This is a genomic window from Synechococcus sp. N26 (assembly GCF_900473975.1).
Classification (GTDB): domain Bacteria; phylum Cyanobacteriota; class Cyanobacteriia; order PCC-6307; family Cyanobiaceae; genus Parasynechococcus.
The window spans coordinates 24487-34869 of the sequence record NZ_UCNM01000005.1; the positions used below are offsets into that span (position 1 = coordinate 24487).

Below are 10383 nucleotides of genomic sequence, written 5' to 3' on the forward strand. Positions count from 1 at the left end.
AACATGACTTCCACCCCCGATACCGCGCCGGCCCATACCGCCAAAGACGGCAAGGGCATCCTGATCACCGAACCGGCGATGCAGCAGCTGGCCAAGCTGTGTGGCGAACAGGGTGAGAACCAGGTGCTGCGCGTCGGGGTGAGGTCTGGGGGCTGCAGCGGCATGAGCTACACGATGGATTTCGTACCCGCCTCAGACACCCTCGACGACGACGAGACCTACGAATACATGGCGGCTGACGGTCAGAGCTTCCGGGTGATCTGTGATCCCAAAAGCCTGCTCTACATCTACGGAATGCAGCTGGACTTCAGCACGGCTCTGATCGGTGGTGGCTTCAACTTCACTAACCCCAACGCCAGCCAGACCTGTGGCTGCGGCAGTTCCTTCGCCGTGTGAGCGAAGCCACGTGGGAATCTGAGGGGAGATCACTGCCCTCTCCCTAGTGATGGAGACTTCCCAGGACAGCCTGTTTGAGCAGGCCATGGCCCGTTATCAGGCTGGCGCCGCGGCCGAAGAGGTGCTCCCTGATTTCGCCCGCATCGTTGAAGCCGCTCCTCGCCAATCGGCAGGCTGGACCTGCCTGGCCTGGCTGCAGCTGCTTTGTGACCAACCAGAGGAGGCGCTGCGGTCGGCACGTTTCGCGGTGAGACTCAACGGCCAGGACCCCCAGGCCAGGATCAACCTGAGCCTGGCGTTGCTGGAAACCCAATCCAAGGGCGTGCGTGACCACATCCAGGTGGTCACGCAGGTGATGACCCTGGCCCCAGAGGTGTCCGGCGAACTCAAGGTCTCTATCGCCGACGGGCTTGAACGCAAACCCGGCTGGAAGGCCCTCGAGAAAGTGAAAGCCTGGCTTGAGCTCTGATCACAACGGACGTTCTGCCTGACAGCCACTGCCTGACAGCCACTGCCTGACAGCCACTGCCTGACAGCCACTGCCTGACAAATCCTGCATGACAGCCACCTGGACCATCACCCGTCTGCCGTCCCAGGTTCGCGTGCGGCCTCCAGCGGATCGTTCGGCTCAATTGCGGCAGGAACGCCTGGCCAGCGAAGCGCGGCGGTTGCAACTGGCCAGGCGCGCCAACGGCATACCGGATCCGAGCACCTGGATGTGGTGATGGGCAGCCCCGCGATGGCACGCATCCTGCTGCTGAGCAATGGCCACGGTGAAGACCTCTCCGGCGCCCTGCTGGCCCAGGAGCTTCAGCGGCAGGGCCACAACGTGCAGGCGCTTCCGCTGGTGGGCCTTGGCAGCGCCTACCAAAAAGCCGGCGTGCCGCTGCTGGGACGCAGCCATGAATTCAGCACCGGCGGCATCGGCTACACCAGCCTTCGCGGCCGCCTCACCGAGATCGCCCAAGGGCAAGTGCTGTATTTGCTCCGACGCCTGGTGCGTCTGATGCGGTACCGGCGTCGCTTCGATCTGATCCTGGTGGTGGGAGACGTGATCCCTGTGATCGCGGCATGGCTCAGCCAACGGCCTGTGGCGACCTACCTGGTGGCCTACTCCAGCCACTACGAAGGGAGGCTGCGGCTCCCCTGGCCCTGCGCAAACCTGCTGAAAAGCCGCCGCTTCAAAGCGGTGTACAGCCGCGATCAGCGCACCGCCGAGGACCTCAGCAGACAACTGCAACGACCGGTGACCTTCCTGGGCAATCCGTTCATGGATTCGGTGTTCACAGCGGCCACCCCGCCTCCCAGCAGCACGCCACGCATCGGTCTGCTGCCCGGCAGCCGCCGACCGGAACTGGAACAGAACCTGCAGCTGTTGCTGCGGCTGATCGAGCTGCTGCCCAACACAGTTCGCTGCAACGTCGATCTGGCCTTGGTGCCCAGCCTCGATGACGACAGCTTGCGGCGGCTGAGCGAACGATGCGGTTGGCACTTGAAAAACGGCGTGCTGGAGCGTGAGGGAGCCTGGGGGATCAACGTTCGCCGCGGGGCCTTCCGTGCCGTGCTGCAGCACAGCGATCTGGTGATCGGCATGGCAGGTACCGCCATCGAGCAAGCCGTTGGCCTGGCCAAACCGGTGCTGCAGGTGCCGGGCCAGGGGCCTCAATTCACAGCGGCATTCGCAGAAGCCCAACGGCGCCTGCTGGGCCCCACGGTGTTCTGTGCCGACGGGGAGAGTGGCAGCCATGAGGCCTTGGAGGGAACAGCGGCGCTGGCCATGGCTCTGCTTGAACGTGCGCGACGGGATCCTGACTTGCAACAGCAATGCCAAGAGGAGGCCAAATGGCGCCTCGGAGACGCTGGTGGAGGCCCGAGAATGGCGGCAGCCATTTGCTCACTGCTTGCATGAGTGCCACGCCTGAACCGGCCTGGAAACGCTGGCTCGACCGCCTGCTGATGGTGAACGTGCTGCTGGTGTTCATCGGCGCAGGGGTCTTCGCCGTTGCCGTGGTGCAACAGGGCCAAGGCCATGACTGGCTGATGGACCAGGTTCAGCTGCTGTGGCAACCCCTGTTCGCCCCAGCCATCAGCCTGCTGATCATGGCGGCCCTGGTGAGCGGCATCTTCAGCTGGTGGCAGCGGCGAGTGCTGAAGCCAGATCGGGGTAGCGGAAGCTGAAGTTCAGAGCGTCCAGCCGCTCCGAGGCAACCTGCTGGCCCTCCAACACCACCTTGGCGCCATCCCCCAGAAGCACTTGAAGCACTGGAGCGGGCACCGGCAACAAACTCGGACGGCCCAGGCTGCGCCCCAGTTGCTTGCAGAAGGCCGCCATCGAGACGGGCTCAGGAGCCACGGCATTGATCACGCCACTCCAACTCTCGTCTGTGAGGGATTGAAGGATCAGGGCGCATAGGTCAGTGCGGTGGATCCAGCTCATCCATTGCCGGCCACTGCCGATCGGACCACCAAACCCTGTGCGGAACACCGGAAGCATTTTTCCGAGTGCACCGCCGTCCGCCGCCAGCACAATGCCGATCCGCAGGGTGACCTGCCGTACAGCAGAAGGCACCGCCTCAGCCGCCGCTTCCCAGCGCTCACACAAGCTCGCAAGGAAGTCGTCGCCAGGGGTGCTCGATTCAAGAAAACGCTTGTTCAGGCTGGAGCCGTAGAAGCCGATGGCTGAGGCATTCACCAGCAGCTTCGGTGGCGTTGCACAGTCCTCGATCGCCTTCACCAACTGAGAGGTCGTTTCCAGACGGCTGGTTTCAAGCAGCTGCCGGTGGGTCGGGGTCCAACGCTTCTCGGCAATCGGTTCTCCCGCCAGGTTGACCACCGCATCGGCCTGTTTCAGGGCATCCAGCAGCCCGGCATCGGCCCAGGTGCTGCTGCTGGCGGGGTCGAACTGCATCCAGGTCAGTCGCCCATCCGCCCGTTCAGCGTCGTAGCCACGGGCCAAGCGGCGGCTGACCACCGTGAGCTGATGGCCGGCCTGAAGCAGGAGCGGCAGGAGCTCACGGCCAACAAAACCAGTGCAGCCGAACAGCAGCAGACGCATGGAAGCGGGGGTGGTGCGGCTGGGAGGCTAAGGGGGTTCGTGGGCGATTGGTTTTAGCCTGGTGCCATCACCATCACCTGTCATGGCCGAATCCGACGCCGCTGCCCCCGCCAAGGCCAAGCCTGCTGCGCTGCGCAAAGGGGCTTTGGTCAAGGTGAACAGAGCCGCCTACAGCTCCAGCCTTGAGGCTGGAGCCAGCGATCCCACAGCACCCGACTACATCTTTGAAGGTCCCGGCGAGCTGCTGGTGGTGAAAGGGGACTACGGCCAGGTGCGCTGGAACCGTCCGGTGCCCGATGTGTGGCTGCGAATGGATCAGCTGGAAGCCTGCTCCTGATCCTGATCTTTGTTGGAGGCAGACTCCAGGGCCTCCTCCACTGCTGTGACGGCCGCTGGAACTGACGTCATGGCGGCGGGGATGCGCCACACAGCACCGGAGAGCACGCCGCTGAGATCCCCCAGCGCCGCCAGCACAGGATTCGAAACGCCGGCCCCATCCGCAGCGGCGGCTGCCTGCCAGGGGTTCCACCCCGCAAGGTTGACCACACTGCGGTAGGCCGCTGGCCAGGGGTTATCAGGCAACAGCCGTTGCAGAGCCTCGAACTGCTCCGCTGCCTGCACAGGGCGGTTTTCCAGCACCGCCAGCAGCGCCAGGGTCCAACGCGGTTGCACAGCATCGGGATCCTGCGCCAAGGCCGCCAAGGCCTCAGAACGCACCGGCTCCCTGTAACTGAAATGGCCATCGAGCATGTGCTCCTGCCCCACCACAGCGAACACCGGATCCAGCCCCACCGGCCCTGCCGCCAAGCCAGCGGCGAGCTCGGGGAAGCGCTGCGCAAAAGAGGGGCCTTCAATCGGATGCGTCGCGCGGCGGCGCCAGAGGGAATAACTCCCGCCACGGGGACGCTCGAACTGCTGCACCAGCTCGAACACACCGCTGCGGCGCACGGCTTGGTCCAGGGATCGGGCCGCTTTGCGCACCGATCCCTGGTCCCCTTCCGCTAATACCACCCATTCCGATAGTGCCAGCACAGGCTCACAGTCCTCTCGACTGCCACCCAACTGGCGTCCAACGGTCTGACCACCGTGGCGACGGCCGTAGAAGCTGACGTTGTGCTGGTTGAGGTCGGAGGTGCTGGGCACCACGATCAGGGTGGCAGGAGGCCTACTGGGATCTGCACCGCCGGCGGCCTCCACCACAGCCTCCACCGGACCGCGGGAACGGTGCTCAAACCGATGAAGCTGATGAGCCCAGCCCGCCGGGACACAGGCCAGCAGCCCAGCACCGAACAAGGGCCACACCAGCCTGGAACGCCTGGCCTCGAACCAATGGCCCCACTGCCACCACCCCCGGGCCAGCAGCAACACAAGTGAGGGCAAAAGCGGCGTGATGTAGCGACCATCCTTGTTCGGGCTCAGGGTGGTGAGGACCCAGGCCCCAACAAGGTTGAGCATGAGCCAGCGCCAGGACCAGCCATGGTCCGCGGAGGGCTGCCGGCGCTGCCAGCACCAAAGCAGCAGGCCCGACAAGCCCACCACCAGGAGCACCGGGCCCAGCTGCTCCGGCAACAAGCGCGGATACCAAAGCCAACTGGCCAGGCTGAAGACGCCAGGATCGCCCTCCAGGGCCGCTGACTCGAACACGGCTCGGTTGGTACCGCCGAGGCTGGTGATCCAGTTGTGACGCAACCAGGGGCCGATCAGGACCGCCGTGAGCAGGGGCAGCAGCAAAGCCTGACGCAGCCCAGGGCCACCCCGCCGCAAGGCGATTCCCGCAGCCCAGAGTCCCGCAGGAACAAGCACCAGCAGGGCGCTCTGCTTCACCAGCACCGCAGCGATGGCGGCCAGGGTGCAACCCCAGGCCTGCCCCCAGCGCCCTCCAGTCTGAGGGTCACACCAGACCCCGAGACGCCAGATCGCCAGGCTGCAACTGGCCACCAGAGCCATCTCCAGCACGTAGTCCGTGCGCAGATCCAAAAAGGCCGGCGTCAATGCCGCCAACAGGCAGGCGATCAAGGCCAGGCCATCCCCCTGCAGCCGTCGTCCCCAACCCGCCATCACCACCAGGAGCAACCCGTGCCAGAGACTCAAGCTCCAGGCCGCTTGCTCCGGGGCATCACCACTCAGGGCCATGACGCTGCCGTTCACCAGCGAGGCCAGGGGCGGAATCTTCGGTGACAGATCCAGCAGCGCCTGCCAACCCTGCCACCCGCCACCGGGCAGCAGGCCCAGGGCGCGGCCATGGTCCATGGCACTGTTGAGATAGTCGGCCTGATCCCAGGCGGGAACGCCGGTCTGGAGCGTCCACCAGAGCCGATCCACCACGGTGGAGATCACCCAGATCAGGGCCACCAAAGCCCAGAAACGCCAACGCTGTTTCACACGATCTCCAAGCGACGCCGTTCATCTTGGAGCCGCTTGCGTCGCTGCTTGGCCTCCCGAAGCATCTCGCGACCATCGTGGAGATATCCATCCACGTATCCCATGGTGTAGCGCTCCAGTTCCGCCAGAGCGTCCTCCACTTCGGAAAGGCAGTGATACAGGCTCAGCCCGAAGCCACGGGCCGAGACCGGCGTGGGCAACGACTGGAACAGTTGCTTGATCTTGTCCATCCGGCGGCCGCTCGCCTCGAGATAGCTGCAGAACGCCTCCATCAGCGCATCGTCATAGGGATCAGCCGACAGTGCCTTGAGTTGCTTGGGGAAGGGATTGATCACCTCACCGAGCATGCGGTCGATCGGGGCGTAAACCCGCCGCAACCACTCCACCAGGGCATCGTCAGCGGCCACAGCACGATCGTGGGCACGGCTGGCCCGGCGCAGCTCCGTCGGCGATGCCGTCCGGCCCGGCCGGGGCCGCGTGCGATCAAAGGCCTTACGGCGCTCGGCATCGCCAAGAACTTCCCAAGCGGCATTGAGGGCCAGCATCTGCTGGTCGTCGCCACCGGCATCGGGATGGTGCTGCTTCACCAGCTGGCGGTAGGCCGCCTTGATCTCAGCGTTACTGGCGGTGCTGCTGACACCGAGCACGGCATAGGGGTCGCTCACAGCTGACCATCCCTCCGGGCGGGAAGCTGCGAAGCAGCACTGAACATCGGGGTGGAGAGGTAGCGCTCGCCATAACTAGCCAGCATCACCACCAGGCGTTTGCCCGCCATGGAGGGGTCTTGGCCCACCCGCAGGGCTGCGGCCATGGCTGCTCCGCTGCTGATGCCGCAGAGCAGACCCTCCTCCCGAGCCAGACGCCGGCCCACCTGCATCGCTTCCTCATCGCTCACCGTGAGGATCGAATCAATCCGATCGAGTTCCAGCACCGCAGGAACAAAACCAGCTCCAATCCCCTGGATGCGATGGGCCCCAGGGGGCTTCCCGGAGAGCACAGCACTGGCCTCGGGCTCAACGGCAATCACCTGCAGCTGCGGCTGGCGTTGTTTCAAAAGACGGGCACAACCGGTGATGGTGCCGCCGGTGCCCACCCCCGCCACAAAAGCATCGATCTGACCCTCGGTATCACGCCAGATTTCTTCAGCCGTGGTGCGTTCATGCACGGCTGGATTGGCAGGGTTATCGAACTGCTGAAGCAGGTAGGCGTTGGGGATTTCGTCCACCAAATCCTTGGCCAGAGCGATGGCCCCATTCATGCCCTGGGCACCGTCGGTGAGCTGCAACTCGGCGCCGTAGGCCCGCAACATCGCGCGACGCTCCGTGCTCATCGTGTCCGGCATGGTGAGAATCAGCCGGTACCCCCGGGCCGCCGCCACCATGGCCAAGGCAATCCCGGTGTTGCCGCTGGTGGGCTCCACCAGCACCGTTCGGCCGGGAACGATCGTGCCGGCCTGCTCCGCCTCCAGCACCATGGCGCTGGCAATGCGGTCTTTGACCGAGGCGGATGGATTGAAGCTCTCCAACTTGGCCAGGATCTCGGCCTGGCAGCCGCAGGCCTGGGGCAATCGGTTCAGCCGCACGAGGGGCGTGCCACCGATTAAAGAAGTGATGTCAGGAGCAATGCTCATGGCTGCAGCTTGCCCGCAGAACGACCATAAAAAAAGCCCTCCACAGGGGAGGGCTTGGAAAGTGTGTGTGTGAGGAAGGTTGTTCTGAAGGCCCAACCGAAGTCGGGCCCAGTGATCAGAACTTGAAGACGGTCTGGAGAACGGCACCAAACTGCTCGTAGCCGGACTGACCCTGCTTGGAGCTGGACTCAGGCAGATAGAAGATTGCCGGAATCATGGTGATGTTGCTGGAGACCTTGTACTTCAGAGAAGCTTCCCAAGCGAGCTCGGGAGCATCAGGGTCAGTGCCGTCTTGGGACTCGACGTACAGAGGAGCACCGAAACCAACTGCCAGGGTGTGGGGAGAATCAGCAACTTTGTCCCACTGAAGACCCACCATCCAAGTGCGGGCCTCATCGACGGTGCTGCCTTCGAGGTCAGACCAGCCGTAAGCGAGGCTGACAGAAGGGATGAAACCAGTCTCTTCAGGCTTCCAGAAGCCGTTAAGAGCGAAGTTCTGGGAGTCGACGTTGTCGCTACCACAGCTCTGCGAGCTCAGGTAGGAAGTGCCGAAGCCTGCGCCACACTGGCCATAGCGGTAACCGAGGGCAGCGCCCCACTTCTTGGTGCCGTAACCAATCTGAGCAGTGGTGTTGCCCTTTGATTTAGCAGTGAACATCCCGTCATCGGAGGCCTCAGCTTCACCAGCATCGGCGACATAGTTGAGGGCTGCAGTCAGGCGGGGCTCACCCTTGGCGACTCTCTGCTTCCAGATCACACCAAGGAGACCACCGGTCTCTTTGTTGTAGACGTTGCCAGCACCGAATTGACCGCCGAACATGTTCAGCGTCTTCACTGTGTAAGCCGTGGGCTTCATGCCCAAGCTTTCGGTGTTACGGGCCAGGGGACCAGCGATGGCGGTGAGGCCTGATCCCACCGGGAACTTGTAGTACAGGCGGTCGAGCTTGAAGATGTTGTCCTTCTCACCGGCAACATCCAACTTGCGGAAGCCGCTGGCGAAGGCGCTGGACTTCATGTTGCCGGCACGCAGGCGAGCAAACAGAAGATCTCTACCGGTGAAGGAAGTCTTCAGGCCGAGGCGGTAGTCGTAAGAGAAGGTAAATGCGTCGTCATCAGCCTTGGCGCCAGCCTCTTCAGAATCCATGGCACCAGCCACAAAGGTGGCTTTACCTTTGAGCTTGGTGGTGGTGGAGAACTGAGCAGCGCGCAATTCGCCAACCTTGGCTTCGAGACCATCGACACGGCCCTTGAGGATGGCCATCTCGGCGCCGAATTCCGCCATCAGGCGACGCAGCTCGTCGGTCACTTCAGTGACGCGGTCGAGGCAGGCGTTGAGGAGGGCAGCCGCTTCGTAGCGGGTCATGGCACGGTTGCCACTGAAGGTGCCGTTGGGGTAACCGGCGACGCAGCCGTAGGTCTCAACCAAACCAGCCAGTGCCTGATAGGCCCAGTCGGTGGGGTAGACGTCAGAGAATTGGGTGACGCTGGTGACCTGATCAGCGAAAGCCGCGTAATCAGAAACGCCGTTGATGTTCAGCTCGGCGGCATTGACGCCGGTGGCCAGAAGACCAAGGGCGGCAGGAGCCACCAGCAGTTGCTGGAAAAGCTTCATTTTGGGTTCTCACACCAAGAGAAAGTGCAGGCAAGACATGCCCGCGGCCTAACGCTATAGATGCAGCCTCAGCCTGTCGCTAACAGCAACTCAAGGGCTGTTTATGTATCGGTTAAGACCATTCACTGCCTTATTACTCCAAAAAAAAAAGCCCTCCACCGAAGTGGAGGGCTGAAGAGATCTGAAGGAGAAGAAGCCCTAGGACTCAATCCTTTGATCAGAAGGTGAAGGTGGTCTTCATGATGCCGCCGAACACATCTTCCTTGCCGTCCTCGTCGATGCCGAAGATTGCAGGGGTAACAGTGATGTTGTCGCTCACAGCAAAGCTGTAGAAGACTTCCCACATGGTGTTGTCAACACCATCTTCATATGCGGGGGCAGAACCGATTGCGCCACCGAAGGAGTTGCCCTCAACGAACACATCGCTCCACTCGAGACCCACATACCAGGAATCGATGTCGTCGCTCACACCCTCTTCATCTGCTGTGGAGTAACCGGTGCTGATGGAAGGCATGATGCCTGAATCAGCAGGCTTCCAGGCTGCAGCAATGCTGTAGCCCTCGCGGTCAGCAGTAGAAGAGTTGCCGATGGCGAGACCAACGTTTTGCTCATAGGCATAGCCAACCTGAGCAAGCAGGTTGCCGTCGAAGGCTTCACCCTCGTAGAACAGCTGCCAAGAAGAAGTAGAAGCAGACTCGTCAGTACCAATACCGGCGCTGGAATCAGCACCATTACTGGCGACGTAGTTGCCGCTCACCTTGAAGCCGCTGTCACCCAGGGTGTAAACAGCACCGACACCGGAGCCAGTGAAGCCCAGGTTGTTGGTGGTAGGTGCACCGCCGTAGGTGAAGAAGTCGAGGAGCAGGTCAGAGGGGTAGTACGTGGCATAGCCGGCGTACATGGAGGCATCGTCCGAGCGAACGATGGGACCTGCGGTGACGCTCAGGGAGTCGCCAACGGGGAAGGTGTAGAACAAACGACCAACCTTGACGTCGTTACCGCTGCTCATAGCGGTTTCAACAAAGGTCAGACCAGAGCTGAAGTTGGAATCGTCGAAGTTGCCAGACCGCAGAACGGTGGTCAGCTGATCCTTACCAGTGAAGGAGGTAGCCAGCTTCAGGCGGAGGTCGTAGTTGAGGGTAGTGGCTTCTTTGCCATCGATACCATCAAGAGCGCCAAGCACCCAGGCGGTGTAGCCCTTGAGCTTGGTGGTGGTGGAGAACTGAGTTGCTTCCAGTTCGCCAACCTTGGCTTCGAGGCCGTCAACGCGACCCTTGAGGATGGCCAGCTCGGTTTCGAACTCAGCCA

The 10383-nt window shown here is 62.7% G+C and carries 12 protein-coding genes; 6 read left to right on the forward strand and 6 right to left on the reverse strand.

The window, feature by feature from the left end; genetic code table 11:
- Positions 1–3 precede the first annotated feature (3 nt).
- From DXY33_RS03170 to DXY33_RS03185, 5 genes are all read left to right on the forward strand, one after another.
- On the forward strand, positions 4–396 hold the full coding sequence (locus DXY33_RS03170; protein WP_114987465.1) for an iron-sulfur cluster assembly accessory protein: 393 nt from the start codon (positions 4–6) through the stop codon (positions 394–396).
- A gap of 49 nt (positions 397–445) precedes the next feature.
- Positions 446–865, forward strand: a complete 420-nt coding sequence (locus DXY33_RS03175) for a hypothetical protein (RefSeq protein WP_115131728.1) — start codon at positions 446–448, stop codon at positions 863–865.
- Between the two features lie 88 nt (positions 866–953).
- Complete coding sequence (locus DXY33_RS12170) at positions 954–1121, forward strand: hypothetical protein (RefSeq protein WP_170950923.1); 168 nt, start codon at positions 954–956, stop codon at positions 1119–1121.
- Between the two features lie 14 nt (positions 1122–1135).
- On the forward strand, positions 1136–2305 hold the full coding sequence (locus DXY33_RS03180; protein ID WP_115131737.1) for a lipid-A-disaccharide synthase-related protein: 1170 nt from the start codon (positions 1136–1138) through the stop codon (positions 2303–2305).
- On the forward strand, positions 2302–2574 hold the full coding sequence (locus DXY33_RS03185) for a hypothetical protein (protein ID WP_114987461.1): 273 nt from the start codon (positions 2302–2304) through the stop codon (positions 2572–2574). The genes DXY33_RS03180 and DXY33_RS03185 overlap by 4 nt, the downstream gene beginning before the upstream one ends.
- Here the strand turns inward: DXY33_RS03185 and DXY33_RS03190 are convergent.
- Positions 2522–3451 (reverse strand): TIGR01777 family oxidoreductase, encoded by a 930-nt coding sequence (locus DXY33_RS03190; protein ID WP_115131729.1) that lies wholly within the window; start codon positions 3449–3451, stop codon positions 2522–2524. The genes DXY33_RS03185 and DXY33_RS03190 overlap by 53 nt on opposite strands.
- An 82-nt stretch (positions 3452–3533) precedes the next feature.
- Between DXY33_RS03190 and DXY33_RS03195 the strand changes: the two genes are divergently transcribed.
- On the forward strand, positions 3534–3788 hold the full coding sequence (locus tag DXY33_RS03195) for an NAD(P)H-quinone oxidoreductase subunit O (RefSeq protein WP_006850906.1): 255 nt from the start codon (positions 3534–3536) through the stop codon (positions 3786–3788).
- Here DXY33_RS03195 and DXY33_RS03200 read toward each other — a convergent pair.
- From DXY33_RS03200 to DXY33_RS03220, 5 genes are all read right to left on the reverse strand, one after another.
- Complete coding sequence (locus tag DXY33_RS03200; protein WP_115131730.1) at positions 3767–5833, reverse strand: phospholipid carrier-dependent glycosyltransferase; 2067 nt, start codon at positions 5831–5833, stop codon at positions 3767–3769. The genes DXY33_RS03195 and DXY33_RS03200 overlap by 22 nt on opposite strands.
- On the reverse strand, positions 5830–6498 hold the full coding sequence (locus DXY33_RS03205) for a J domain-containing protein (RefSeq protein WP_115131731.1): 669 nt from the start codon (positions 6496–6498) through the stop codon (positions 5830–5832). Before DXY33_RS03205 ends, DXY33_RS03200 begins: the two co-directional genes overlap by 4 nt.
- Positions 6495–7463, reverse strand: coding sequence for a cysteine synthase A (gene cysK, locus DXY33_RS03210; protein WP_115131732.1), 969 nt, complete (start codon positions 7461–7463; stop codon positions 6495–6497). The genes DXY33_RS03205 and cysK overlap by 4 nt, the downstream gene beginning before the upstream one ends.
- 115 nt (positions 7464–7578) lie before the next feature.
- Positions 7579–9075 (reverse strand): iron uptake porin, encoded by a 1497-nt coding sequence (locus DXY33_RS03215; protein ID WP_115131733.1) that lies wholly within the window; start codon positions 9073–9075, stop codon positions 7579–7581.
- Positions 9076–9292: 217 nt separating this feature from the next.
- A partial coding sequence (locus tag DXY33_RS03220) for an iron uptake porin (protein ID WP_115131734.1) occupies positions 9293–10383 on the reverse strand: 1091 nt, incomplete at its 5' end.